This window comes from Bradyrhizobium sp. AC87j1, from assembly GCF_002936975.1.
GTDB classification, from domain to species: Bacteria; Pseudomonadota; Alphaproteobacteria; order Rhizobiales; family Xanthobacteraceae; genus Bradyrhizobium; species Bradyrhizobium shewense.
In genome coordinates this window covers 28573-54241 of the sequence record NZ_PTFE01000029.1, presented here as the reverse complement: position 1 = coordinate 54241, position 25669 = coordinate 28573, and the positions used below count along the sequence as shown (strand labels likewise).

Sequence of the window (25669 nt, the reverse complement as noted above, 5' to 3'; positions counted from 1 at the left end):
GGAGCGGTAAACGGCGGCCGCGCCCGGCTGTCCGTCGTCTTCCTGAGCGGCTGCCTCATGCCTACATTGTGGCGACTTGTTACCGGAGAACTTCATGTCATCTCGTTTCCTCGGTCTTTCCGGCATCCACTTGAAAGGCCTTGCTTTCTTCCTCCTGACCCTGGTCGTGCCGGCGGCGTCCGCTTCGGCCGCCGACGAGCCCGATCTGATCTTCCGCCGCTCCACCGTGTTCAAATGGATGAGCCCGAACGACAAGCTCGCGACCTATGGTCTCGACGATCCTGAAGTCGAGGGCGTCGCCTGTCATTTCACCGTGCCGGAGAAGGGCGGCTTCAAGGGCTGGCTGGGCCTTGCCGAGGAGGTCTCGGACATCTCGCTGGCCTGCCGCCAGGTCGGCCCGATCAAGTTCAAGAACAAGATGGAGCAGGGCGACGACATGTTCCGCCAGCGCCGCTCGCTGTTCTTCAAGAAGATGCAGATCGTGCGCGGCTGCGACTCCAAGCGCAACGTGCTGGTCTACATGGTCTATTCGGACAGGCTGATCGAGGGCTCGCCGAAGAACTCGACCTCGACCGTGCCGATCATGCCGTGGGGACCGGCGGACGCAAACGTCCAGAAGTGCGGTGAGTTCTTCACTCAGTGACGCGCTTGCGTTCACTCAGTGACGCGCTTGCGTTCACGCAGCGACGCGTTAGCGTTTCACTCAGCGCGGCTGGACCGCGGTTTGACAAGGTGCGACCCGGTCAGCCGTACGAACGCTTGTGGCGCGGCTTCAAAGCCGCGGCCAGACTGCAACGACATTGCGCCGGCTGAGGCGACGCGATTCGATCGCTGATCTCCGCGGTCCGTCCGTTGGTCCGCCTCGCGCGGCATTGCGCGATCTTGCGCCGCCATAATGGCCATCCCTCAAGTGAATGCGCCCCGTGATCCGGGCGTCCTGGCTTCGATGGCTTGGGTCGCAGCCGACGTGATCTCGGTTCGACCCAGCCTTCGTTTGCCGCTCCATTCAGCAGAAAAACGTAAAATGCGTGTGAAGCGGGTGAGGCGAGAGCATGACGGCGGCTGCGTCCGGTGTGTTCGCGCACGCATGCGGAACTTGGCAGGCTACTTTGAGCTGCGGCGAGACCCGTCTGAAATGATTGGTCTTTTCGGAGAATTGTGTCGTCGTCTCGGGCCGGACGAAACAATTCTCACGCAAGATGAAACCATTTTGCGCTTTTGGCGCATCACGCGTGAAACCGCCCATGGTTATCAGCTTCACAACGACGAACGGCGCACCGCCGGCCACGGAATTCGGAGACAAGACCATGCGCGCGCTCAGCTTCATCCTTGCCTTCGGCTTCGTGATTGCCGGCTCTTCGTTCGCGGGCGCGCCGGACGGCAGTCTCCCCGGTGTCGGCACCTTCCAGTACAGCGGCTCGCCGATCACCCCCACGACGTCGCAGTCGATCGTGGTTGCCGCGCGCTTCTGATCGATAACAAGAAAATCAGCCGATAAAGGCCATCATGATCGTTCGATTTTGCGCCGCTGCCTTCGTGTCTGTTCTGACGATCAATGCCGCCCAGGCGCAGGTGCGCGCTCCCACCAGGTTACCGGATCCCCGCACTGAGTTCGTGCGCCAGTGCGCGCCGCGGATGCTGGGGCGGTGGGAACATCCCGAGGAAGTCTGCGGCTGCCTACACGATCACGCCGCGGCGGCCGTCGAGGATCGAGATCTGCGCGAAGCGCTGTTGCGCGGCATCAGTGAGACCGGCGTACCCACCATCGAGACCGACTGGGTGCCGACGTCCAAGCAGGGCGAGATCGGTCCGACCTTCACCAAGATCGCCAAGCCAACCTTGCAGTGCATGTTCGATCCGGCGAAGCAGTAACTATTTCGTCTTCGGACCGTAGCGCGGCACGCAGGCGGCGGTGCGCGCGACGCCCTTGTCGGTCATCTTCGTTCCGCGCACTTCCTTGACCTGTCCGGCGGGACAGGTTCCGTCATCCACCTGCACGCGCTGACCTAGCTTGAGATCTGTGATGTCCTGCTCGCGTCCGACCGTGACGGCGTGCGCCGTCGTCACGAACGCGGCGGAGATCAGGAGCGAGAGGCAAGCTGCACGGCGGAAAAGCATGGCGAAAGATCCTGGCATTGATACCGCAATGTAAGGACGGGCTCGCGATTCTGATAGTGAACCTTTGTCAGGGCCGCCGGGCCGATCTGTTCCTCGTGCGCAGGGCGGTGCGCGATTCCCGCGCGAGCCGTTCGGCGGAGGCGATGAGCTGTGGAACCGCATGGCCGGAAAATCCCAGCACGAAGCCGGGCAGAGGGCGCGCGCGCGAATAGGTGTCGGCCAATAGCCAGCCTTCCGCGCCGGCCGCCTGCTTGGCCCGCGCAGCCACCGAAAGATCGACCGAGGGATCAAACCGGGCGACGAGATGCAGGCCTTGGGATGGCACCGGCACCGAGAGCGCGCCGTCGGATGCGGCTTCGAGCGTTTCGGCCAGCACATCGCGGGCGTCGCGATAGAGTTTTCGCACGCGCTTGAGGTTGGCGGCGAAGGCGCCGGAGTTGAGCATGTCGGCGACCGCACCTTCCATCAGCGTGCCGGGGAAGCGGTCGAGCGCCGCGCGCGCAGACGTCACGTCCGCGATCAGGCGTTCGGGCAGGGCGCAATAGCCGATGCGCAGGCCGGGAAACAGCGTCTTGGCAAACGTGCCGAGGTAGATCACGCGCTGGAGGCGATCGATGCCGGCGAGCGACATCAGCGGTGCGCCGTCATAGCGAAACTCGCTGTCGTAATCGTCCTCCAGCACGAAAGCGCCGGCCTGCTTGGCCCAGTCCAGAAGCTCGAGCCGCCGCGGCATCGACATCTGCACGCCCAGCGGAAACTGATGCGACGGCGTGACATAGGCCGCGCGCGCGTTGGGGCCGGCAGTGCGTCCCTTGGCGACCTGCATCCCGTGCTCGTCGACGGGAACGGGAACGGCGCGATAGCCGCAATGCGCGATGGTTTTTCGCGCGGCGGGGTAACCCGGATCTTCGCACCAGACCTGGTCGGCAGCCTTCAGGATCGCGCTCAGCACGATCCGCAGTGCGTGCAGGGTACCCGATGTCAGCATGATCTGGTCGGGATCGCAGCGCAGCCCGCGCGCCGACAACAGATGATCGGCGATCGCCGCGCGCAGCTCGCGGCTGCCGCGGGGATCGCCATAATGCAAATGCTCGGTCCCGAAGGCGCGCATGCGCCGGCCGACGAAAGCGCGAAAACGCTGCACCGCGCGTTCGTCGATATGGGTGCAGCCGAGCGCGAACGCGCCTTGGCCGGGCGTTTCGACGACGGCCTTCGGCTTGTTCGGCTCGGCCGTGCGCGCAGGAATGCGCGCGGCGACGAACGTTCCGGAGCCAACGGTCGCCTCGGCGAAGCCGTCGGCGATCAGGCGCTCATAGGCGATGACGACGGCGTTGCGCCGAAAGCCGGTCTGCCTGGCCAGCGTTCGCGACGGCGGCAGCGGCTCGGCGGGCTTGACGAGGCCGGAGACGATCATCTCGCACAGCGCCTGATAGAGCCGGTGTGCGGCGGAGGCGCCTGGCGTGACGTGCGGGCCGGTGAGGTCGAGCGGCAGCTCCGTCTTTGTCGCCAAGGAAGGCTTGGCCGGTAAGGGGAGAGAATTGGTCGGAATATTTCGCATGGAATTGGAACTATCGCAGACCAAATGCGCCGCTACAACTGCTTCCAGATTTCTTCCAATCCGAGCAGGAGCGGCCGTGAGCCAGACCGAGACCTCGAATTCCTATCCGACATCGGCGCGCAACCAGGTGAAGCGCCGGCACGACCGCGGCTTCTACGACCACGCCACGGTTCATCGCATCCTGGATTCCTCGATGCTGTGCCATGTCTCCTATGCGATCGACGGCCAGCCCTATTGCACGCCGACCTTCTTCTGGCGCGAGGGTACGAAGCTCTATTGGCACGGCTCGAGCGCGAGCCGGATGCTGCGCAGCCAGACCAAGGGCGAGCGCGTGTGTCTCACGGTCGCACATCTCGACAGCCTCGTGCTCGCGCGCTGCGGCTTCAATCACTCCGCAGACTACCGTGCGGTAATGGCGTTCGGCACCGCCTATCTCGTCACCGACCCCGAGGAGAAGGAGCGCGCTGTGATCGCGATGGTCGACCGCTTCTTTCCGGACCGCACGGCGAGCCTGCGGGCCAGCAACACGCAGGAGATCAAGGCGACCTCCTTCATTGCGATGGAGATCGAGGAAGCCTCGGCCAAGGTCCGTGCCAAGGGTGTCGCCGACGACGACGAGGACTATGCGCTGCCGATCTATGCCGAGCGCATCCCGGTGCGCACCGTGCTCGGCGCGCCGGAGCCGTGCCCGCGCCTGCTCGACGGCGTCAGCCGGCCTGCGACGCTGAATGGCTATTCGGAAGGCCGCCTGCTCGAAGATGCATTGCGGGATGCTTATTTTGTGGAGTACCCGAACGGCTGAAATCGGCTAGCTTGCGCGCTCCTTGGGAACCATTGGAATGCCGGGAGTTGCCTGATGAATGCCGAAACGCAGCAGAGGATTCTTGACGCCGTCGATGCCGGCTTCGAGGCTCAGCTCGCCACCACACGCGATTTTGTCGCAATCCCTTCGACCCGCGGGGCGGAGGGGCCGTGCCAGGACATGATCGGCGACCTCCTGCGCGCGCGCGGCTACGAGGTCGACGACTGGCACATCAACGTCGACGACCTCAAGGACCTGCGCGGTTTCGGTCCGATCGAGCATGATTTCTCCAAGGCGCGTTCGGTGGTGGGCACCTACCGTCCGCAAACGAATGGCGGCAAATCGCTGATCCTGCAGGGCCACTGCGACGTGGTGCCCGCAGGCCCCCTGGAACTGTGGGACACGCCGCCGTTCTCGCCCGTCATCAAGGACGGCAAGATGTTCGGCCGCGGTGCCTGCGACATGAAGTCCGGGACCATCGGCGCGCTCTATGCGCTGGATGCGATCAAGGCGGCGGGCTTCAAGCCGACGGCGCGGATCCATTTCCAGTCGGTGATCGAGGAGGAGAGCACCGGCGTGGGTGCGCTCTCGACGCTGCAGCGCGGCTATCGTGCGGACGCCTGCTTCATTCCGGAGCCGACCGGCGGCAAGATGGTGCGCTCGCAGGTCGGCGTGATCTGGTTTCGCCTGCGGGTGAAGGGGCACCCGACCCATGTCGCCTTTGCCGGCTCCGGCGCGAACGCGATCATGGCCGCCTATCATTTGATCCAGGCGCTGCAAAAGCTCGAGATCGAATGGAACGAGCGCGCCAAGGCTGACAGGCACTTCAAGACGCTGAACCATCCCATCAACTTCAACCCCGGCATCATCAAGGGCGGTGATTGGGCCTCCAGCGTGCCAGCCTGGTGCGACGTCGATTGTCGGATCGCGGTGCTGCCGGGCTGGTCGATCGCCGATCACCAGAAGGAGATTGCGGCCTGCGTCGCCGCTGCCGCGCGCAACCACCGCTTCCTCGCCAACAATCCGCCGGAGATTGAATGGTCGGGCTTCCTGTCGGAAGGCTATGAGCTGACCGGTGCCGCCGCGCCGGAGGCCGCGTTCGGCAAGGCGTTCGGCAAAGTCTACGGTGGCTTGCCAGAGGATCTCGTCTTCACCGCGCTCACCGATACACGTTTTTACGGCCTCAACCACGGCATCCCCAGCCTGTGCTTCGGCGCCAGCGGCGGCGAGATGCATGGCTTCAACGAATATGTTGAGCTGGAGTCGCTGAAGAAGACGACCAAGGCGATGGCGCTGTTCATCGCGGAATGGTGCGGGGTGGAGAAGGTGTAGCGTCGCCTCTGTCGCAGCTCTCGTAGGGTGGGCAAAGGCGCGTGAGCGCTGTGCCCACGAGTCTTATCCGCCATGACCAGGTGCGTGGGCACGCTTCGCTTTGCCCACCCTACGGCATCTCGGCTCGAGCACTAGCTGCCCCAAATCCTTTAAGCTTAAAAGAAAGACTAGGCTGCCGGGCGTACCAGTGGCAGACTGGCGCCCGGTTCGCTGGACGAGTCCTCTGGGAGTTACGATGCGCGATTGGGATGATGCCTACGCCAATTCGGCCCATATCCCCGGCTCGGACAAGATGCCTGGACAATGGGCCGAGCGGGCGGCCGCTTACCGCACCGGGCTGAAGAATTTTCGCCCTGACATCGCCTATGGCGCCGGTGAGCGTCAGCACCTCGACCTGATCCTGCCCGACAGCGACAGCAAGGGCCTCGTCGTCTTCGTCCACGGCGGCTATTGGATGCGCTTCGACAAGTCGACCTGGACGGATCTGGCCGAAGGCGCGCGCCAGCATGGCTGGACGGTGGCGTTGCCGAGCTACACGTTGACGCCGGCCGCACGCATCTCCGAAATCACCGCCGAGATCGCCGCGGCGATCGCCAAGGCGGCTTCGCTCGTCTCCGGGCCGATCCGGCTCGCCGGCCACTCCGCTGGCGGCCATCTCGTCACCCGCATGCTGTGCGACGACAGCCGGTTGGAGCCCGCCGTCTACAACCGTATCGCCGGTGCGCTTTCGATCAGCGGCCTGCATGATCTGCGTCCGCTGCTCAAGACGAAGATGAACGAGACGCTCGGCATGACCATGGAGGAGGCGACGCTCGAAAGCGCGGCGCTGCACCTGCCGCGCGGGCATTCGCCCGTCACCGCCTGGGTCGGCGGCAGCGAGCGGCCGGAATTCATCCGCCAGTCCGATCTGATGGCCAATGTCTGGACCGGCTTCGACGTGCCGACGCGCCTCGTCGTCGATCCCGGTCTGAACCATTTTACCGTGATCGACGGACTGAAGGATCCGTCATCGCCGATCACCGCGCGCCTGATCGGCCTCGACTGAGCAAAGCCGGGAAGATCAATCGAAAGGGCCTGCCCATGACGTCCAACGATTACGATCCCACGAGAGAAGGCGCCGAGACCGATTTCGCCCGGCGCATGTCCTACGGCGACTACCTCGCGCTGGATGCGATCCTGGGCGCGCAACATCCGCTGTCGGAAGCGCATGACGAGATGCTGTTCATCATCCAGCATCAGACCACGGAGCTGTGGATGCGCCTCGCCATCCACGAACTCAGTGCCGCACGCCGTGCCATCGCCGGGGACAAGGTGCAGCCCGCCATGAAGATGCTGGCGCGGATGTCGCGGATCTTCGAGCAGCTCAACAACGCCTGGGACGTTCTGCGCACGATGACGCCGAGCGAATACACGCGTTTCCGTTCGCAGCTCGGACAGTCCTCCGGCTTCCAGTCGCGCCAATACCGGCTGATCGAATTCCTGCTCGGCAACCGCAACCACGCCATGCTCAAGCCGCACGAGCACGATGTGGAGACGACGAAGCTGCTCGAAGCTGAACTGGCGACGCCCAGCCTCTACGACGAGGTGCTCAGGCTCGCCGACCGCAACGGGCTGAAGATGCCGGCGGCGGTGCTCGCGCGCGACGTTCGCGAGACCCACAGCTTCAACGAAGGCGTGCTGCAGGCCTGGCGCGTCGTCTACGAGGCGCCGGAGACGCATTGGATGCTCTACGAGCTCGCCGAAAAGCTGGTCGATTTCGAGGATTACTTCCGCCGCTGGCGCTTCAACCACGTGACGACGGTCGAGCGCGTCATCGGCTTCAAGCGCGGCACCGGCGGCACTGGTGGGGTGAGCTATCTCAAGCGCATGCTGGAGGTCGAGCTATTCCCCGAACTCTGGCGTGTCCGCACCATTCTGTAGAAATGCCCAAAGAAATGTCTATGACCAGATATCGCGTCTATGACGACACCAAAGCTCTGTTCCATCTGCCTGAAGGCGTGATCTATCTCGACGGCAACTCACTCGGCGCGCTGCCGCTGGGGGTGGCCGAGCGCGTCAACCGCGTCATCACGACCGAGTGGGGCAATGAGCTGATCCGCGCCTGGAACAGTGCAGGCTGGTATGCGCAGCCGCGCCATGTTGGCGATCGCATCGCCCGGCTGATCGGCGCGGAAGCCGGCTCGGTGATGGTCGGAGACACGCTGTCGCTCAAGGTCTACCAGGCGCTGGCTGCTGCGCTCGACATGAACGCGTCGCGCAAGATCGTGCTGTCGGACACCGGCAATTTCCCGACCGACCTCTACATGGCCGAAGGCCTGATCGCCACGCTCGGGCGCGGCCATCAATTGCGTCTGGTGGCGCCGGAGGAGATCGACGCCGCCCTCTCGGAGGAGGTCGCGGTGCTCTACATCACCGAGGTCGACTACCGCACCGGCCGGCGTCACGACATGGCGAAGCTGACCGCAAAGGCGCATGCGCTCGGCATCGTCACGGTCTGGGATCTCGCGCATTCCGCCGGCGCGCTGCCGGTCGATCTCGCCGGGAGCGGCGCCGACTTCGCGGCGGGGTGCACCTACAAATACATCAACGCCGGTCCCGGCGCGCCGGCCTTCCTCTATGTTGCCCCGCGCCACGCCGACAGCGCGCGTGCCGCTCTGTCGGGATGGATGGGGCACGCAAAGCCGTTTGCGTTCGAGCTTGGCTATGCGGCCGCTGGTGGCGTCGAACGCATGCGCGTCGGGACACCCCCGGTGCTGGCGATGGCGGCGCTGGAGGCCTCGCTCGACATCTGGGACCGCGTCGATATCGCGGAGGTCCGTGCGCGTTCGCTGGCGCTCGGTGACTTGCTGATCGCCGAAGTCGAACGCCGCTGTCCGTCTCTGAAGCTGGTCACCCCGCGCGCGCATGAGCACCGCGGCTCGCAAGTCTCCTTCGCCTTCGAGGGCGGTTACGCCGCCATGCAGGCGCTGATCGCCCGCGGCGTCATCGGTGATTTCCGCGCGCCTGACATCATGAGGTTCGGGATTACGCCGCTGTATATTGGTGAGACCGAGGTGCTGAAGGCAGCCGAGATCATCGAAGAGGTGATCGCGGGCGAGGTCTGGCGCCGGCTGGAATATCAGGTGGTGAATGCGGTGACGTGAGCTCCGCTGTGCCCCGGACGCAGCGCAGCGCGCCGCTCTTGCGGCGTGATACGCTGCAGAGCCGGGGCCCACGCCGCACCGTGCTCCGTCGCGAGATGGGTCCCGGCTCTGCGCAGCAACGCTGGGGCGTTGCAGCGCGTCCGGGACGCGAGAGCGTCGGTGGCCGCGCTATTAGCGCTTATTCCCACAACGCCGTCACGATCGCATCCAGCCCGTCCGTCAGCGCCGCCGGTCCCGGTTGCAGAATGATCGGCGACTTGATCTCGATGATACGATCGTCGCGCACGGCGGGGATATCGCTCCAGCCGTCGCGCTGCTTGATGCGGGTTGGCACGACCTTCTTGCCGCACCAGGAGGCGATGATGATTTCGGGCGCTGCCTCGCGAACCGCCTCCGCCGTAACGATGCGATCCTTTGCGGCCTGCTGACGTCGCAGTTCCGGAAAGATGTCCGTTCCGCCGGCGATCTCGATCAACTCCGACACCCAGCCGATGCCCGAGATCAACGGATCGTCCCATTCCTCGAAATAAACTCTCGGTCGCGGCGAGGGGCGGGGCGTCGCGGCGATCGTGGCAAGGCGCCGCTCAAGGCCTTGCGCGAGTTTCTCCGCGCGTTCCGCCGCGCCGACCAGCGCACCGAGCGTGCGGATCATCGCCAAGATCCCGGCGACGTCGCGCTGGTTGAAGACGTGGACGTCGATGCCTGCGCGGACGAGATCGGCGACGATGCCGGCCTGGAGATCGGAGAAGGCCAGCACAAGGTCCGGTTCCAGCACCAGGATCTTTGGAATGTCCGCGGACACGAACGCCGATACCCGCGGCTTCTCGCGCCGCACCTGCGGCGGACGAACCGCGTAGCCGGAGACGCCGACGATGCGGTCCTGCTCGCCAAGCAGGTAGAGCGTTTCGACCGTCTCTTCGGTCAGGCAGACGATGCGGCGGGGCGGGAAGTGGCGCATGGCGTTCCATATGCGCAGATGCCGCGGCGATGTCACGGCGGCCATTACCTCCGACGTCATTGCTTTGCCGCACGAAGCAATTCACGCTGGGACAACAATCGATTGGGAGGACTTTTGATGACGCCGCTCGAGAAACTTAAAGCGATGAAGATGCCGTTCGCCGAGCTGAAGGGCGTCGAATTCGTCGAGGCCGGGAAGGAGCGGGTGGTGGCGCGCATGATGGTCCGTCCCGATCTCTGCACGCTTCATCACACCATCCATGGTGGGGCGGTGATGGCGCTGGCGGATTCCGTCGGTGCGGCCGCGACCGTGATCAACCTGCCTGAGGACGCCAAGGGCACGACCACGCTGGAGAGCAAGACCAATTTCATCGGCGGGGCGAAGGAAGGAACCACGGTCATCGCCACCGCGACCCCCGTTCATCGGGGCCGGCGGACCCAGGTTTGGACAACCCGGCTGGAGACCGAGGACGGCAAGCTGGTCGCCCTGGTCACCCAGACCCAGCTGGTCCTGTAAGACTACGGGGCGTTGATTTTATTAACGAATTGGTCGTCTCCCGTGCCTCTAACTTGGGCAGGTCCTCGTCTTGCAAAAGATGCTGCGATGCACAATATAGGGGGCCTAGGGATTCGAACGCCTCCTCGAGGGACACCAAGAGGAGTTTTGACTTGTCACTCGAAGATTTGGCCCTTGAGGCCACCACCCGCACAACCCAGGTTCCGGGCTATGTGCGGACCTTGAGCCAGCAGGAAGAGTTGCCGCTTCTGCGCGATCATCTGCTGCGGCTCGATGCCGGAAGCCGGCACGACCGTTTCAACGGCTTTCTCGACGACTCATTCATCGAGCGTTACGCCGCCCGCTGCGCCGAGGACGGCACCGTGATCGTCGCCTATATCGTCGACGGCGTGGTCCGCGGTGCTGCCGAGCTGCATCCGCCGGAAGATGGTTCGCTGCCTGAAGTTGCCTTCAGTGTGGAAGCCACCGCGCGCCGCCAGGGCGTCGGCACGGTCTTGTTCAGCCGCCTGATCGCTGAAGCGCGCTGGAAAGGCTATAAGAGCCTGCGCATCACCACGGGCGCCGAGAATCACGCCATGCGGGCGCTCGCCAGGAAGTTCGGCGCGCATCTGGCTTTCCGCCACGGCGAATCGACTGGCACTATCGACCTCGCCAAGACGCCTGAGGCCGAACTCGCCGATCTCGCGGCCTCGCCGTTCAGGGCCGGCCGCGCTTTGCTCAACTTCAACTCGACCTGCTGGAAGATCATCTCCAGCATGTACGGCCATCGCGCCGCCTGAGTTCAGGAAACTGTCGGGAATCAAAAAGCGGACCGGCAAAACCGGTCCGCTTTCGTATTGGGAGCAGGGAATGAAGCCCTTTAGGTGCCAGTGCGTGTGGCGGCGCTGAAGCGGCGGACGACGCGGCGTTCGACCACCACCGACCGCTGTGCGCCCTGTTCGCCGGCGATCACGCGCGTGGCGGTGATGCGGCTGTTGGTGCGCGCCTGCTTCTTGACCTCGGCCTGCACGACATCAAGCGGCATCCCCATCAGAGCTGCGGCGATCTCGGCCTGCTGCTCATGATCGTCGGTGATGCCGACGGCGGCGAAGATCGCCTCGTCCAGGGTGGGCGGATCATGGCGGACGCGCCGCGTGCCATATTTGGTATTCCAGTCTGCGCTCATAACGGCCTCGTTTTGATGCCGGGATACCTAGTGCCGCAAATGTTGCATTGCAATATGAAATTAGTGTGGCATCTCAGCTATGCACCGGTCGGGTGTCAGGGCGGTGACGCGACACCGGCATCGATCTCAATCCGTTGTTGCGGCCAGCGCTTCAGGGCGGCATGCCCGGCCTCGGTGAGCCCGTAGATTCCCCGGTCGGCCCGCTCGAACCAGCCATACACATTGTTAAGCAAGATCTTGCCGGCGTCAGGGCAGCGCTCGCGCAATTCGCGCACGGGCCGCGGCCCGTCGGCGAGCGCCGAGGCGCAGGCCAGAGCCTGCTGCCGATAGGCCGTCATGATCGGCGCGCGGGTGCTGCCGCCGAGCACGGGATCGCCTTGGCGGCGCTGGTGTTCCGCGACGAGACGCGACCGCACCTTCGGCTCGCGGCGCGGCGCCGCGGTCGGCGGCTTCACCAGCACCTCGACTTGGCCGCGATCGGTCACGCCGAGCATGCCAAAGCCGAGGCGGCGGCAGAGATTGCGATAGCGCGCATCGCTCTCGCGCCCCTTGCCGCGGATCGACATCTTTGCCGCGATCCAGACCTCGTCGCCGGCCGGCGCGCGGTCGACCGCCTGGAGGATCAGCTCGAGATTGAAGGCGAGCTTGAGCTCACCGATCACCACCACGGGCGGATCGCCGGCGCTGAGGCCCACGAGATCGCAGCCGCCGATCTCGCCCTTTACGGTGAAGCCGAGCTCTTCGAGGAAGCGTTTGACGGGGAGGTAAAGCGCGGTTTCCAAAGGGGACGTCCGGTCGGAGAATCAGTTGCGGGCAGTTTAGAGCCTTCTGGGGTCCGATTGAATCAGAGCTGCCGCGCAGGAGGATCCGAACGCAACGCGTTTACACCCGTCCTCCGACCGGGATCAGCGCGCCGGTGATGCCGCTGGCCGCCTCGCTGGCGAGGAACAGGATGACCTCGGTGAGTTCCTGTGGCGTCACCCATTTGGAGAAGTCCGCCTTCGGCATGTCGGCGCGGTTGGCTGTGGTGTCGATGATCGACGGCAACACGGCGTTGACGGTGACCTTGCCTTTCCACTCGCTGGCCAGCGCCTCGGTGAGCCGATGCACGCCCGCTTTCGACGCCGCATAGGGCCCCATGCCGGAGCCTGCCTGGAGCGCGCCCATGGCGCCGATATTGACGATGCGGCCGGCTCTGGACGCTGCGAGATGCGGCAGCGCCGCGCGCGAGGTGTTGAGCGCGGTCAGGACGTTCAGTGCGTACATGCGCTGCCAGGTCTTGACGTCGCCATCGTCCACGGTCTCGTAGGCGAAGCCGCCGGCGATGTTGATCAGCGCATCGAGCCGGCCGAAATGCTTGGCCGCCGCGTCAACCGCCGTCTTCGCCTGGGCCGCGTCGGACAGGTCGACGCCGCCGATCTCGATGCTCTCGGGCGTTGCGGGAATCTGCGATGGCGCGTGATCGATGCCGGCCACGCGCGCGCCGCGCGATCGTGCGATCTCCGCAACCACCTTGCCGAGCGCGCCGTGTGCGCCTGTCACGATCAGGACCTTATCTTGCATCGTCGTTCTCCGGGCACGGCTGTCTATGATTGCAGATAGCGCGCCTTCAGCGCGGTCCGCTCCGCCGTGCCGAGCTTGAGGGCGTCGCGCAAATAGGTTTCGAGGTCGCCATATTCACTGCCGATGGCTTCGAATGCCGCGGCAAGATACGAGGCCTCGACGCTGCCGATGGCATTGCGTACGTCCTCCGGCAGGTCGATGGCGGCCGTCGCATCGCGCTTGTAATGCTGGTTGGTGAGCAGGTAATCCTCGGCAATGATTTCATCGGGTACGCCGAGCGCATGCAGGATCAGCGCGCTGGCAAAGCCGGTGCGGTCCTTGCCCGCCGTGCAGTGAATCACCAGCGGCGCTCGGTCCTCCAGGAGATGGCCGAACAGGTTGCGAAAGCTGTTCGTGTGGTGGCGAACGTAGTTGCGATAGGATTCGCGCATGAGCTCCAGCGCGACCGGTGCAGTCAGCGTGCCCCTCGCGAGTTCGGTACGCAGCGCAGCCACGACGCTCGGCTCGATCGGCAGCGAATGCACCGTGATCTCGCTGACAACGCAGACGCCGGCCGCGCGCTCCTCAACCCCACGGAAATCGAAAGCGCTCCGCACCCCGAGCGCCCTGACGATCTCAATATCGGCGGCGGTGAGCTGGCCGAGATGGTTGGAGCGGAAGATGTGCCGCCAGCGCGTGGTGCGGCCGTCGTTGGTCGGGTAGCCGCCGAGATCGCGAAAATTGCTGGCGCCTTGCAGGGCGAGGTGACGGGCAGGGGAATCTGACATGGGATCGGCTTCGGTTATGGTTCCATTGGACGCACGAGGGGCGTCCTTGAAAGCTATTACAGGGGGCGATCATGGGCCGGCACAAGGCCATTCTTTTGACGACCGCCATGCTGGCAGCTGGAATGACCAGTGCGCGGCAGACCGAAGCGCAGATGTTCCAGACTTATCGCTGCGCCGATGGTACGCAGTTCATCGTCGGGTTTTATGACTACGACAAGCGCGCCTTTCTCCAGATCGACGGCGAGCCGGTCACGCTCGCCAAGCGGCTGTCGGTCGCCGGAAAACGCGCTATTCGGGGGCGGGTATCACGCTGACCATCGGAAAGACCGGGGGCACCACGGTCAAGCATCTGAAGCGGCCGGTGACGGCCTGCGCGGTGATCTGAACGGCGTGGTTCACGCGAGAATCAAAAAGGGCCGAAACATCGCTGTTTCGACCCTTTTCGAGCTGCCGCCGGGCGCCTGCGAGACGCGGCGGTTTCAACCCGACCATAGGCATTAGCGATCCCATTTCGGCTTGGCGTCGTCGACCGCCTCCTGGTGGTACCAACTGTCGCTGCAGATCGAGACATTCGCCGGAAGCGAAGCGTGATCGGCAGGAAGGCGGGTCTCGCCATAGCGGCGTCCCGCGAGAGCCGCGCGGCCCCCGACCGGGAATTGGTAGATCGTTGCCGATCCGTGACTCAGACCATTGTTCATCATTGCGATTTCTCCTTGGTCGAAGCGCCTTGGCCTCCATGGTGCGCCCGACTCGTTCGATTGTGGTTACTGGAATCCCCATATCGGCCGCGCATCCCGAAATGCAAAGTGCTGAAAACGAAATCAGTTTCCGCCCAATTTGTAGGCATGTGGCCTGCTGCATCCCCTAAGGCACGGTGTCGGTGGCTAACGGGTGGGTCATTCCAAAGGTTGCTAGGCAGGGGCGTGGAGCTTTACGAAAATTGCTGGACGTTGATGCGCGTTTCATCGGTAACCTCCGGCACGGGCCGGCCTGCTTCAGAATCGGGCGTTTTTCGCGGGATTTTTGCGGTGCAGCTACACGCAAAGGTGCGCCGCTATGACGCACGACGACGTCGACATCGCGTCGACACCGGGCAGGGGACAGCCGCGGTGGAGAACCTCCCGCGCTGCGGCCTTTTGGCACGTTAAATGCTTGTAAAGGGCCGGCCGATGATGGCCGGGTACAAAACGTTCGGGGGCCGCCAGGCCCCCAACCTTTCGCATCATCTACAGAGAGGCTCAATGACCAAGTATAAGCTCGAGTACATCTGGCTCGACGGATATACGCCGACTCCGAACCTGCGCGGCAAAACTCAGATCAAGGAATTCGCGTCGTTCCCGACGCTCGAGCAGCTTCCGCTCTGGGGCTTCGATGGCTCCTCCACCCAGCAGGCCGAAGGCCACAGCTCCGATTGCGTGCTGAAGCCGGTCGCCGTCTTCCCGGACGCCGCGCGCACCAACGGCGTGCTCGTGATGTGCGAAGTCATGATGCCCGATGGCAAGACCCCGCACGCCTCCAACAAGCGCGCCACCATTCTCGACGACGCCGGCGCCTGGTTCGGTTTCGAGCAGGAGTACTTCTTCTACAAGGACGGCCGTCCGCTCGGCTTCCCGACCGCTGGTTATCCGGCGCCGCAGGGCCCGTACTACACCGGCGTGGGATTCTCGAACGTCGGCGACGTCGCCCGCAAGATCGTCGAAGAGCACCTCGACCTCTGCCTCGCGGCCGGCATCAACCATGAAGGCATCAACGCGGAAGTCGCCAAGGGTCAGTGGGAATTCCAGATCTTCGGCAAGGGCTCCAAGAAGGCCGCTGACGAAATGTGGATGGCCCGCTATCTGATGCTGCGCCTCACCGAGAAGTACGGCATCGACATCGAATTCCACTGCAAGCCGCTCGGCGACACCGACTGGAACGGCTCCGGCATGCACGCCAACTTCTCGACCGAGTATATGCGCACGGTCGGCGGCAAGGAGTATTTCGAGGCTCTGATGGCCGCCTTCGACAAGAACCTGATGGACCATATCGCCGTCTACGGCCCGGACAATGACAAGCGTCTGACCGGCAAGCACGAGACCGCGCCGTGGAACAAGTTCAGCTACGGCGTTGCTGACCGCGGCGCTTCGATCCGCGTGCCGCACTCCTTCGTCAACAACGGCTACAAGGGCTATCTGGAAGACCGCCGTCCGAACTCGCAAGGCGACCCATACCAGATCGCTTCGCAGATCCTGAAGACGATCGCCTCCGTGCCGGCCGACAAGAAGGCTGCGGCCTAAGATCCTCCCGGCCCGGGCTGGGGGGCTGGCCCGGGTTGGCTTTCAATCCGCCGGAGCTGAAAGGCTCCGGCGGATTTTTAGCATCTTGATGACAGCCATTCCCGTGACGCAGCAGGGCTGCGTCGCGTGAAACCTGTCCATCTCGGCCCAAAGCGGGATAGAGTGCCCCGCAGGATGCGCGCAGGGCCGGGGACGGCTGGTGTTTGAAGGCTTCTACAAGGTGAAATTTCAGCTCGGCGACGCCGTCGGCCGGAGCGTGATGCATGCCGGCAACGGCAAGATGCTCGGCGGCAATTCGGCCTTTGCCCATATCGGCACCTACGAGAAGAGCGACAGCGGCGTCGACGTCGTGATCAGCACCGTCCGCCATAACCCCGATCCGAACTACCGCGCCATGGCGGGCACCGACGATGCGACCTTGCTCGCCAAGGGGTGGGCGGATGGCGACCTGTATCGCTTCAAGGGCGAGCTGAAGGAGCTGCCGGGGATTCCCTTCCAATCGGTGATGACGCCGATCACGGAAGACGAGGTGCCGATCGCCGGCGGCGTCGGCGAAGCCGGCATCGCCGACGGCCTCTACTCCATCCACCTGCGCATGCTCGACGGTCTTGACGGCGGCCTCACCGGCGTGATGCTGCTGAACCGGGGCCGCATTCTCGGCGGCGATGCGGCATTCTACTATCTCGGCAGCTACACCGCCGCGAACGGCCGCTGGAAGGGCCAGATCCTCAACCAGGAGCACACGCCGGCCAAGGACGACCCGATCTTCGGCGGCCACGAGGTCGGTATTGGCTTCTCGGGCAGCTACGATGCGGAGCAGGCGGTGCTGGAGGCGACTGCGCTTGCCGGCAAGCGCAGCCTGCGCCTGACCGCCGCGCTCAAGCTGATGCATCGCGCCTGATCGCGACGGAAATCGCTCATGGAAAACCTTCGCATGCTTTCGACGCTCGGCCTGATGGGTGCGATGCGCAGCCTGTCGTCCGCGTATGAAGCCGCAACCGGCGTCCGCATCGACGCCGACTTCGCGCCGACGCTCGCTCTGCTGAAGCGCCTGCGCGACGGCGAGGCCGCCGATCTCGTGATCCTCACGCGCGAGGGGCTGGACGAAATGATCGCGGAGGGCCGCGTGCTCGCCGGGAGCGCGGCCGATCTGGCGCGCTCTTATGTCGGCATTGCCGTGCGGGCAGGCCAGGCGCATCCCGAAATCGGAAGCGAAGCGGCGCTGCGCAGGGCGCTGCTCGCAGCGCGGTCCATTGCCTATTCGCGGCTGGGCGCGAGCGGCGTCTACTTCGCCCAGTTGATCCTACGGATGGGGATCGCAGCCGAGATCAACGCAAAGGCGACCATCGTCGAGCAGGGTTTTACGGCGGAGCGTCTCGTCAGCGGCGAGGCCGACCTCGCCGTGCAGCAGATCAGCGAGCTGAAGCAGGTTGGCGGCATCGAGGTGGTCGGTCCGATCCCGCACGAGCTGCAGACACCGGCGGTGTTCTCCGCCGGCCGCATGGCAGGGGCGAAGCACGCCGACGCCGCGGACCGTCTGCTGCGCTATCTGGCATCGCCCGAGGTCGTACTCGTCCTGCGCCAATCGGGACTCGAGCCTTGAATTTGCCGGGGCGGGGACGCAACGTGACGACCATGCGAACTTGTCTCCTCGCCATCGTCCTGGTGCTTGCCGCGCACTTGGCGGCACGCGCGCAATCGGCCGATCTCGTGTTGTGCGACCGGGTCGCGGCCGATCCCAGCGATCCCGACAAGCCGGCTGACGTGAGGGGCGTGAGCGAGATCGCGTCTTCCGATGTCGCGACGGCGATCAGATTCTGCAAGCAGGCCGCGCCGTCCTCGCGCCGCGCGATGTTCGCGCTCGGCCGCGCTTACGCAGCCAACCGGCAGACGGCGGAGGCCATCGCTGCCTGGCGCAAGGCCGCCGACAAGGGATCGAGCGCAGCCATGGTCGAGCTCGGTGTTGCCTATGGCACCGGCTCCGGCATCGCCAAGGACGAGGCGCAGGCGCGAAAACTGTTCGAGAAGGCGGCGCAATCAGGCAACCCCCGCGGCGTCAGCAACCTCGCTGCGCTCGGCGGTGCAGGGGGCGCCGCGCCGGCCGATCCCGCGCAGGCGCGCGCGCTGCTCGGCAAGGCTGCCGAGACCAATGCGGAGGCGCAGTATCAGCTCGGCCTGATGCTCTCCGAAGGCACGGGCGGTGCGAAGGACGACGTCGCGGCGCGTGGGCTGTTCGAGAAAGCGGCGGCGCAAAACCATCCCGGCGCGCTGGAGCGGATGGGGGCCTTCGCGGAAGGCGGCCGCGGCGGCGCAAAGGACAAGGACGCCGCGAAGACCTATTACGAGCGTGCGGCCGCGCTCGGCGACGAAGATGCCAAGAAGGCGCTGGAGCGGCTGCGCTGCCCCTATGCGATCAAGGACAAGCAGGGCAAGCTCGTCACCACGCTATGTTTCTGAGCAGAGCCGCACGCGACGGAACCTCAATCGCGTGGACGCCGTTGATCTCAAGACACAACGGAGCGCGATCATGATCCGCAAACTGGCATCGGGCGAATACCGCCTCTATTCACGCAAGGTGAATCCGAAGACCGGCAAGCGTCGTAACCTCGGGACCTTCCGGAGCCGTGCGGCCGCCGAGAAGCACGAGCGCGAGGTGCAGTATTTCAAGCGTCACTGACGCGCGATGAAGGCTCGCCAAAACAAAAATGTCGAAAACAACCCCATGCACAGTAGGCGGGGCCTTGAAATCGCAGCGGAATTACGCGCGACGGATTTTGCGAAATCCGCTTTGACCCGTCGGGCAAAACAGGAGCATGATGGCATCGTGGCGGGGAGACGCCCCGCAAGGGCCCTGCGCGAAAAAGCCGGATGGCCTGGCTGGGGCAGCAGTGCTAGGTAGCCCACGATTCTTTTCCGATTTTGCGGGTTCATTGCGTTGCTGGACGGTCTCTACAAGGTTGAATACGGCGTCAACGATGCGTTCGGGCGCAGCATCATGTGCCTGCACGATGGCAAGATGCTGGGCGGTAATTCGGCCTTCGCGCATCTCGGTACCTATGTCGAGCGCGATGGCGAGATCGTCGCCGAGGTGATCACCGAACGGCATAACGAGGATCCCCATTATAAGCCCCTGATGGGCGCCGACGTCGCCAGGATCGGCGCGCGCGGGCGGCTGCACGGCAACCAGATCCGTCTTGCCGGCGGCGCGGACACCATGCCGGGCGCCGGTTTCTGGGCCAACCTGACGCGTCTCGATGATGGGGCGCTGCCACCACGCGGCACAATCGGGCCGGGCGGCATCGCCAACGGGCTTTACGGGATGGGTCTGCGCGCGCTCGACGGCGTCGATGCGGGGCTCTCCGGCGTCATGCTGCTCATCGACGGCCGCATCCTCGGCGGCGATGCGTTCTTCTACTATCTCGGCTCTTACTCGTCGGCAGACGGCCGCTGGAAGGGCGAGATGCTCAACCAGGAGCACACGCCGGCCAAAGGCGAGAACCCCGTGTTTGGCGGCTATGAGGTCGGGATCGGCTTCTCCGGGACCTGCAACGAGGATAGCGGCGAGCTCGAAGGCATCGCACTCGCCGGCAAGCGCAGCTTGCGCCTTGCGGCCTCGCTCAGGTTGATGAGAAGGGCTTAGGACGTTTGCTCGCAAGGGCGGATGTCCGGATGCTGAGGTGAAGCGGCCCTCATGCGTCGGCCCGGCGTGTCGGCAAGTGACCCGAAGCGGGGTGCCGGGCGTCAGAACCGACAGCGTCCAAAGCAGCATAGAAAGCGTGACCGACATCACACGGTTCACCCTTGCCTTTTGGCAGTCTCTGCATACGGTGAGCTTGTTGGTTCGGGACCGCGATGAGCGCATTTCGCTGTTTTTTATTGTTCCTTTGCATTGTTGCGGGGTGCGGTTCGGCACATGCCGAGCGTCGCGTCGCATTAGTCATTGGCAACTCGGCTTATAAAAGCGCTCCCCGGCTTGCCAACCCGGTGAACGATGCCGCCTTGGTCGGCGGCATGTTAAAGAGGGCGGGCTTCGACAGTGTCGATATCAAACTCGATGTGAGCGCTGCCGACATGCGCAGGTCACTGCGCGAGACGCCAAAATATGACGCGCAATGCCGAGGTCGCCGTCGTGTATTGCGCCGGACATGGCATCGAGCTGGACGGCAACAACTACCTGATCCCGACCGACGCCACGCTGGAAACTGACGGCGATGTGCTCGACGAGACAGTGGCCCTAGACCGCGCACTTTTTGCCGTCGAACCCGCAAAGCAGCTGCGGCTCGTCATTCTGGATGCCTGCCGCGACAATCCGTTTGCCAAGACGATGAGGCGCAGCGTCGCTGCTCGCGCCATCGGGCGCGGCCTTGCCAAAGTCGAGCCCACGAGCCCCAACACAATGATCGCGTTTGCCGCAAAGGCCGGGTCAACAGCCTCTGACGGCGACTCGAAGAACAGCCCTTTTGCCGCTGCGCTTGTCGAGCGCCTGCCGACGCCCGGGTTGGACCTGCGCAAGGCATTCGGCTTCGTCCGCGACGACGTCCTCAAGACTACCGGCTATAAGCAGGAGCCTTATGTCTACGGCTCGCTCGGCGGTGACGACGTTTCCCTTGTGCCTGCGAAGCCGGCGGCCACAGGCGCCGCAGGCGAGCCCTGATGATGCAATCCGCAGGGGCTACGAGCTCGCACTTCAGGTGGGCGACCGCGACGCATGGGAGGCATTTCTCAGGGCCTTCCCCGAACGGTTTTTATGCCGACCTGGCGAAGGTGCAGCTCAAGAAAATTGCGGCCGAGGAAACACGCGCCGCGGCCGCCGACAACGCGCGGCAGGCAGAAGAGGAGAAGGCCCGGCTCGCCGCCGACCGCGCCAAAGAGGTCGAGCAGGAGAAGGCAGCGGCAGCCGCCAAGGCCGCTGAGGATGCCCGTTTGGCCGCCGAGAGGGCCAAGCAGATCGAGGAGGCCAAAGCCGCCGCCGCCGAGCAGCGAAGAAAGGACGCCGAGGCCGCCGTTGCCAAAGCGCTCGCCGAGAAGCAGGCCGCCGAAAAGGCGCGCGCCGATAAGATCGCGAACGACAAGGCGGCAGCCGAGGCAGCGGCCAAGCAGGCCAGCGAGAAACAAATCGCCGCCAGCACCGAGCACAAGGTTGCGGCCGTGGCGCCTTCTTTGACCCCGTCGCCGATGTCCCCGCAGGAAACGACGAAGCTGGTGCAGTCAGAACTCCGCCGCGTCGGCTGTCTGACACACGCGGCGGACGGCGATCGGAATGCGGCGTCGCAAACCTCACTGACGCTCTTCAACAAATACGCCGGCACCACGTTCGACGCCAAGCTCGCGAGCTTCGAGGCGCTCGACGCGATCAAGGCCAAGACGGGGCGCGTCTGCCCGCTGGTTTGCGATCGCGCCTTCAAGGCGGACGGGGACATCTGCGTGAGGATCACCTGCCGGACGGGCTATCGCATTAACGATGATAACAAGTGCGAGAAAATTCCGGAGAAGAAGCCGGTTGCCTCACGGGAAGACAGCAAGAAACGTGACGACCAAAGAAAGCGGGTCGAAGCCGCGCCAGCGAAACCGCAAGCGACGGGACAAATGATTTGCGGCAATGCCGGCTGTCGTCCGGTGGGAAGGGGATGCCGACTGGTTCGCGGTAACGGCCAACACACAGGAACCGGAGCGGTCTGGGGCACTTCGAACTATGAGGTGTGTGACTAACGGCCCGGGCCGCCGCCATTGCGATCGTCCGGATCGGGTCCGCTCTTGGGCCCTGAGCCGTCATTCAGAGGCGCACGGCTTCACGCCACGCCTGAAAACCAGCGAGATCCCGTCCGGGCGATTTGGCCAAGAGACCTGCTCGTAAGCAGAATCAACTACTGATATTTGGGGTTGGGTTGTTCGGCTCGGAGCCGGCAGTGATCTCCCGAAGTACCGCTTTGGCCGTCTGTAGATCCGCTGTCCCAAAGCCTTCAGTGAATTGGCCATAGAGCGGGCGGAGCAGGTCGCGAGCCTCGCTGCGCCGACCCTGTTCTTTCCATAATCGTGCAAGGCGAGTCGCTGCGCGCAACTCCCACAGCTTGGCGCCCTGTTGGCGCGCGATTGCAGCCGCGTGCCCGAACCGTGCTTCCGCGGCGATTGGGTCGCGCTTAGGCAACTGCAACATCAACTCGCCCATGATCCGATGGAGTTCGGCCTCGAACCATCCCTCGCCGGTTTCTTCCACGCGGTCCAGCGCCTTTGCAACCATCTCCAAACCTTCCTCCACTGCGCCCAAATAGCCGTTCGCCTCAGCCTGCAGGCCGAGGAAATACGGCTCATACAGACCAGCCCCGGTGGCACGCCATCCCGGAAGGCCCTGCCGAAGCTGCGTGAGCCCTGTCTCCGCTTCCCCCGACTGAGTCAGAGCCCAACCCCGGATTACCGTGGCGGGCGCGAGGAAATGCGGAAATCCCTGTTCGGTCGAGAGCTCAACCAGCGCTTCTGCTCGGTCCTTCGCCTCACGCCACGCTAGACGATATTGCTCGAAGAAAGACGCGAACAAAAGGGCGTACGCCACCGTGTTGAGGTGGGCGAGCTCACGTGCCGCATCGAGGGCTTCGCGGCTTCGCGTCTGGGCCTGCTCCGGATAGCCCAGCGCAAACAACGTCCATGAGAGTCCCGACAGCGCCGCCACCCGCGGATCCTGCACGTAGAGAGAGGCGAGCGAGTGATGTTGTTCCCGGTCATAGAGGGCAAGCGTCCGCTCCAGATGGATGCAGGCAGCAGGCAGCTCTCCGCGCCATAATGCACCGGTCCCGCAGATGCGGTGAGCAACCACCGCTGCGGACGTGTCATGATGGTCCTGCGCCCGGCGAAGAAACTCGTCTGCCACGTTTCGGGCGGCGTTGTGCTCGCCGCGCACGCCGTGGAATACCCATTGACCGTAGAGCACGGGCCAGAGCTGGGCGGTGGCGCCGAGTTGCTCGCAGAGCTCGCGAGCACGGGCGTTGGCCCGCCCGGCTTTCGGCGCTGCCCAGCCTTGCGTTGCCATCAGCGCCACACCCAACGCCACCTGGAGGTCGAGTTCTCGCCGCGGGCGATCGACCTCTGGCAGTCCCGCGAGCAGGTTCAACCCATTCCGCAACTGCGTGAGCGCTTCGGTCATAGCCGAGCGGGCGATTGCTCGCCGACCCGCCCTAAGCCAATAATCGATCGCCGTTTCGGCCAGCCCCGCCTCTGTGTAATGGTGGGCGAGAAGTTCGGGCTGCGCCTGCACTGGCTCCGGAAAATGTTGCTCGATCGCGGCGGCGATGCGGGCGTGCAAGCGCTGCCGCTTCGTGCGCACGAGTGTCGCGTAGGCGGCGTCCTGCACGAGCGCATGCTTGAAGCTGTAGGTCGCCTGAGGCGGCGTTCCGCGCCGAAACACCAGGCCCGAGCCGACGAGGTCGTCCAACCCCGCTTGCAGATCGCTCTCCGGCAGCGCCGCCGCAACCGCGAGCAGTTCGTGCGAGAATTCCCGGCCAATCGCGGCCGCGACCTGGGCCACCTCCCGCGCCGGGGCCAGCCGGTCGAGCCGGGCCAACAGCGACTCCTGGAGCGTGGTTGGGATCGCCATGGGCGGCAGCGGCCCCGCGAGCGCGTAGTGATCGCCCTCATCGCGGAGCAGATTCGTCTCCAGCACGGTCCGCGTCAGTTCCTCGACGAAGAGAGGCACGCCGTCCGTCTTGGCGACGATCTGGTCGAGCACCGCAGGAGGCAGCGCCTTACCGCCGCTCAGCCGCCCGACCATGGCCGCGCCCTGCCGGCGGCTCAACCGGCTGAGGGTCAGCCCGGTGACATGGGCATAGCGCATCCAAGGCGGCTCGAACTCGGGCCGGTAGGTGATGAGGACAAGCACGGAGGCGCCTTGCACCCGGTCGACCAGCAGATCGAGCAGCTCGAGCGAGGTCGGATCTGCCCAGTGCACGTCCTCGTACAGGGCGACGACAGGCCGGCGCGTTGCGAGGCCCAACACCTGATCGACCAGCACCTCGAGCGTCCGCTCCTTCTGCCGATGCGGGTTCATGTCGAGCGGCGGGTAGCGCGCATCCGTCTCGAGCGACAGCAATGCCGCGAGCAGCGGGACCACAGCAATGACATCATCGGTCGATAGCGCAAGCAGCGCCTCGAGCTTGTCGAGCCTCGTTGCAGCGGGATCGTCCGCGGCGAAACCCGCCGCGCGCTCCAAGAGGCCGATCACCGGATAAAGGGGGCTGGTCTGATGGTGCGGTGAGCAAGAGTGGCCCAGGGCGGTATGCGGCTCATTCTCAAGTCGCCCGCGCAGCGCCCGCACGAGCCGCGACTTGCCGATGCCAGGCTCGCCCCCGAGCAGCACCACCTGACCCTCGCCCTCCTTGGCGCGCCCCCAGTGCTCGAGCAGCAGGCCGATCTCACTCTCGCGACCGACAAGCGGCGTCAGGACGGCCCCATGCAACGCCTCGAACCGGCTCTCGGCGGTGCCTTCCCCGACCACGCGCCACGGCCGTACCGGAACGGGAAATCCCTTCAAGATCTGCATGCCGAGCTCGGCGAGTTCGAACAGCCCGCCAACCAGTTCCCGGGTGCGGGCGGAGATCACGACCGCGCCCGGCTCGGCCAGGGTTTGCAGCCGCGCAGCGAGGTTCGGCGTGTCGCCGACGACCGTCTCCTCGCGCGCCGCGCCTTCGCCGATCAACTCGCCGACAACCACTGGGCCGGTGGCGATACCGACACGGGCCGCCAGTGTCTCGCCGTGCGCCGATCCCAGGCTGTGCACCGCCGCGACCGCGGCGAGGCCGGCCCGCACCGCGCGTTCGGCCTCGTCCTCATGGGCGCGCGGAAAGCCGAAATAGGCCAGCACACCATCCCCCATGTATTTCGCCACGTGCCCTTCAAAGCGCGCGATCGCGCCCGCCACTCCGTTGTGATAGGCCCGCAGGACTTGCGCCATTTCCTCCGGATCGAGCCGCGCCGAGAGCGCGGTCGAGTCGACCAGGTCGACGAACATCACGGTGAGTTGCCGGCGCTCGGCTTCGGGTGCCAGCGAGGTCTTGCCGGAGGCCGCGGCGGGTGCGGTCGTGGGAGGGGTCGTCGCCGGAACTGAGCCGGCGCGCAGTCCGGCGATCGCGGCGAGCAACTTTCGTCGATGGCCGATCGAGCTGACGCCAAGTCCGATCAGGTCCTCGGCCGTGAGGTCGGCGAGGACCTCGGCATCGACGTTGTTCTCGTGGAACGACTGCTCGTACTGTCCCAGCCCCAGACCACGCAGCCACGCCGCGACATCCATGGGCTCCTCCCGGCTCCACTGTCCTCAGAGCGCTAGGTGCTCCAGCCTACCTCAAAAAGGCGGGCGGAGGGCGCGGTGAAACGTCACTATTTGAATGTGGAGGAAGGGCAGCACCTGGCCCTCAGCGGACCAATCGCAGCATGGTGCGCCACAGCAGCTTTTGACCCGAAGGCGACATCGACCAGACGTGTAATCGA

Annotated in this window: 26 protein-coding genes and 2 pseudogenes; 18 read left to right on the top strand and 10 right to left on the bottom strand. The window is 64.9% G+C overall.

The annotated features are described in order from the left end of the window. The first annotated feature begins 94 nt into the window (after positions 1–94). Positions 95–643 (top strand): CreA family protein, encoded by a 549-nt coding sequence (locus tag CV770_RS17245; protein ID WP_104463145.1) that lies wholly within the window; start codon positions 95–97, stop codon positions 641–643. Between the two features lie 363 nt (positions 644–1006). Here the strand turns inward: CV770_RS17245 and CV770_RS41645 are convergent, their stop codons facing one another. Then, the gene (locus CV770_RS41645) at positions 1007–1327 is read right to left on the bottom strand and encodes a hypothetical protein (RefSeq protein WP_146101299.1); all 321 of its coding nucleotides are present in this window, start codon (positions 1325–1327) and stop codon (positions 1007–1009) included. Between CV770_RS41645 and CV770_RS42625 the strand changes: the two genes are divergently transcribed. Both CV770_RS42625 and CV770_RS17230 read left to right on the top strand, forming a co-directional pair. Further along, complete coding sequence (locus tag CV770_RS42625; RefSeq protein WP_201759895.1) at positions 1308–1472, top strand: hypothetical protein; 165 nt, start codon at positions 1308–1310, stop codon at positions 1470–1472. The genes CV770_RS41645 and CV770_RS42625 overlap by 20 nt on opposite strands. Positions 1473–1506: 34 nt before the next feature. Beyond that, entirely contained in the window at positions 1507–1872 is a 366-nt protein-coding gene (locus CV770_RS17230; protein WP_028144962.1) for a hypothetical protein, read from the top strand. Here the strand turns inward: CV770_RS17230 and CV770_RS17225 are convergent, their stop codons facing one another. Together CV770_RS17225 and pdxR are read right to left on the bottom strand one after the other, a co-directional pair. Then, positions 1873–2118 (bottom strand): DUF6719 family protein, encoded by a 246-nt coding sequence (locus CV770_RS17225; RefSeq protein WP_104463142.1) that lies wholly within the window; start codon positions 2116–2118, stop codon positions 1873–1875. A 67-nt stretch (positions 2119–2185) separates the two neighbouring features. Next, positions 2186–3676: a MocR-like pyridoxine biosynthesis transcription factor PdxR gene (gene pdxR / locus CV770_RS17220; RefSeq protein ID WP_104463141.1), complete on the bottom strand. Its 1491-nt coding sequence runs from the start codon at positions 3674–3676 to the stop codon at positions 2186–2188. A gap of 76 nt (positions 3677–3752) precedes the next feature. Here pdxR and CV770_RS17215 point away from each other — a divergent pair, with 76 nt between their 5' ends. The 5 genes from CV770_RS17215 (at position 3753) to kynU (ending at position 8953) form a co-directional block, all read left to right on the top strand. Continuing rightward, positions 3753–4478, top strand: coding sequence for a pyridoxamine 5'-phosphate oxidase family protein (locus CV770_RS17215; protein ID WP_104463140.1), 726 nt, complete (start codon positions 3753–3755; stop codon positions 4476–4478). A gap of 54 nt (positions 4479–4532) precedes the next feature. Continuing rightward, positions 4533–5810, top strand: a complete 1278-nt coding sequence (locus tag CV770_RS17210) for an ArgE/DapE family deacylase (protein ID WP_104463139.1) — start codon at positions 4533–4535, stop codon at positions 5808–5810. Between the two features lie 235 nt (positions 5811–6045). Continuing rightward, positions 6046–6855, top strand: coding sequence for a hormone-sensitive lipase (locus CV770_RS17205; protein ID WP_104463138.1), 810 nt, complete (start codon positions 6046–6048; stop codon positions 6853–6855). Between the two features lie 35 nt (positions 6856–6890). Next, positions 6891–7730: a tryptophan 2,3-dioxygenase gene (gene kynA / locus CV770_RS17200; RefSeq protein WP_104463137.1), complete on the top strand. Its 840-nt coding sequence runs from the start codon at positions 6891–6893 to the stop codon at positions 7728–7730. A gap of 20 nt (positions 7731–7750) precedes the next feature. Further along, positions 7751–8953, top strand: coding sequence for a kynureninase (gene kynU / locus CV770_RS17195; RefSeq protein ID WP_201759894.1), 1203 nt, complete (start codon positions 7751–7753; stop codon positions 8951–8953). Positions 8954–9131: 178 nt separating this feature from the next. On the opposite strand, the gene CV770_RS17190 is transcribed toward kynU, so the two are convergent. Further along, complete coding sequence (locus CV770_RS17190) at positions 9132–9911, bottom strand: cobalamin-binding protein (protein WP_104463166.1); 780 nt, start codon at positions 9909–9911, stop codon at positions 9132–9134. 117 nt (positions 9912–10028) lie between these two features. Here CV770_RS17190 and CV770_RS17185 point away from each other — a divergent pair, with 117 nt between their 5' ends. After that, positions 10029–10427, top strand: coding sequence for a PaaI family thioesterase (locus CV770_RS17185; RefSeq protein WP_104463136.1), 399 nt, complete (start codon positions 10029–10031; stop codon positions 10425–10427). Between the two features lie 167 nt (positions 10428–10594). Continuing rightward, a complete protein-coding gene (locus CV770_RS17180; RefSeq protein ID WP_091956959.1) occupies positions 10595–11206 on the top strand; it encodes a GNAT family N-acetyltransferase in 612 nt (203 codons plus the stop codon). A gap of 80 nt (positions 11207–11286) precedes the next feature. Here CV770_RS17180 and CV770_RS17175 read toward each other — a convergent pair whose 3' ends face one another. The 4 genes from CV770_RS17175 to CV770_RS17160 all read right to left on the bottom strand — a co-directional run bounded on the left by CV770_RS17175 (position 11287) and on the right by CV770_RS17160 (position 13922). Next, positions 11287–11592, bottom strand: a complete 306-nt coding sequence (locus CV770_RS17175; protein ID WP_028144951.1) for a hypothetical protein — start codon at positions 11590–11592, stop codon at positions 11287–11289. Positions 11593–11687: 95 nt separating this feature from the next. Then, positions 11688–12374, bottom strand: coding sequence for a DUF2161 domain-containing phosphodiesterase (locus CV770_RS17170; RefSeq protein ID WP_104463135.1), 687 nt, complete (start codon positions 12372–12374; stop codon positions 11688–11690). A gap of 100 nt (positions 12375–12474) precedes the next feature. After that, entirely contained in the window at positions 12475–13155 is a 681-nt protein-coding gene (locus CV770_RS17165) for an SDR family oxidoreductase (RefSeq protein WP_104463134.1), read from the bottom strand. 23 nt (positions 13156–13178) lie between these two features. After that, positions 13179–13922, bottom strand: coding sequence for a tyrosine-protein phosphatase (locus tag CV770_RS17160; protein WP_104463133.1), 744 nt, complete (start codon positions 13920–13922; stop codon positions 13179–13181). Positions 13923–13993: 71 nt separating this feature from the next. On the opposite strand from CV770_RS17160, the pseudogene CV770_RS17155 reads away from it, so the two are divergent. Next, a pseudogene (locus CV770_RS17155) lies at positions 13994–14307 on the top strand (MliC family protein). A gap of 112 nt (positions 14308–14419) precedes the next feature. Here the strand turns inward: CV770_RS17155 and CV770_RS17150 are convergent. After that, positions 14420–14623 (bottom strand): DUF2735 domain-containing protein, encoded by a 204-nt coding sequence (locus tag CV770_RS17150; RefSeq protein ID WP_018317483.1) that lies wholly within the window; start codon positions 14621–14623, stop codon positions 14420–14422. 540 nt (positions 14624–15163) lie between these two features. Here CV770_RS17150 and CV770_RS17140 point away from each other — a divergent pair. The 7 genes and pseudogenes from CV770_RS17140 to CV770_RS17110 all read left to right on the top strand — a co-directional run bounded on the left by CV770_RS17140 (position 15164) and on the right by CV770_RS17110 (position 21907). Beyond that, a complete protein-coding gene (locus CV770_RS17140) occupies positions 15164–16198 on the top strand; it encodes a glutamine synthetase beta-grasp domain-containing protein (RefSeq protein WP_104463132.1) in 1035 nt (344 codons plus the stop codon). 199 nt (positions 16199–16397) lie between these two features. Next, entirely contained in the window at positions 16398–17099 is a 702-nt protein-coding gene (locus tag CV770_RS17135; RefSeq protein ID WP_104463131.1) for a GrlR family regulatory protein, read from the top strand. A gap of 18 nt (positions 17100–17117) precedes the next feature. Then, positions 17118–17801 carry a substrate-binding domain-containing protein gene (locus CV770_RS17130; protein ID WP_104463130.1) on the top strand — a complete coding sequence of 228 codons (684 nt, stop codon included), beginning with the start codon at positions 17118–17120 and terminating at the stop codon, positions 17799–17801. Between the two features lie 32 nt (positions 17802–17833). Continuing rightward, positions 17834–18655, top strand: coding sequence for a tetratricopeptide repeat protein (locus CV770_RS17125; protein ID WP_201759893.1), 822 nt, complete (start codon positions 17834–17836; stop codon positions 18653–18655). 70 nt (positions 18656–18725) lie between these two features. Then, positions 18726–18875: a hypothetical protein gene (locus CV770_RS17120; RefSeq protein ID WP_007591825.1), complete on the top strand. Its 150-nt coding sequence runs from the start codon at positions 18726–18728 to the stop codon at positions 18873–18875. A gap of 258 nt (positions 18876–19133) precedes the next feature. Further along, the gene (locus CV770_RS17115; protein ID WP_104463128.1) at positions 19134–19838 is read left to right on the top strand and encodes a hypothetical protein; all 705 of its coding nucleotides are present in this window, start codon (positions 19134–19136) and stop codon (positions 19836–19838) included. A 212-nt stretch (positions 19839–20050) separates the two neighbouring features. Next, a pseudogene (locus tag CV770_RS17110) lies at positions 20051–21907 on the top strand (caspase family protein). A 151-nt stretch (positions 21908–22058) separates the two neighbouring features. Here the strand turns inward: CV770_RS17110 and CV770_RS17105 are convergent. Beyond that, on the bottom strand, positions 22059–25472 hold the full coding sequence (locus CV770_RS17105; protein WP_104463127.1) for an AAA family ATPase: 3414 nt from the start codon (positions 25470–25472) through the stop codon (positions 22059–22061). Positions 25473–25669 lie beyond the last annotated feature (197 nt).